Annotated in this window: 1 protein-coding gene; it reads left to right on the top strand. The window is 49.8% G+C overall.

Annotated elements, in window-relative coordinates; all coding sequences use genetic code 11:
• Window positions 1–241, top strand: a 241-nt coding sequence (locus tag VJI94_RS08770; RefSeq protein WP_324009096.1) for a hypothetical protein, incomplete at both ends; no start/stop codon positions are given.

Genomic DNA, 241 nt, shown 5'->3' with positions numbered 1-241 from the left:
ATATGCCCATCGTACGCAGTCAGTAGCCTCGACGAAATCTATCGACGGGAAGAAGAAGCGATTGCGAATGGATGGGAAGGAGGAATCCTTCGACGAAACGATCGCCCGTACAAGCATAATCGATGCACCCCCAACGATGGAAACCTTACTAAGCTCAAGCGTTTCGAAGATGCGGAGGCAATTGTCGTTGGCTATGAAGCTTGGGAAGTTAACGGCAATGAAGCAACTGTATCCGAACTCG

This window comes from Parvimonas sp. D9 (genome assembly GCF_035282565.1).
GTDB classification, from domain to species: domain Bacteria; phylum Bacillota; class Clostridia; order Tissierellales; family Peptoniphilaceae; genus Parvimonas; species Parvimonas micra.
This window is presented reverse-complemented; position numbering and strand designations above follow the sequence as displayed.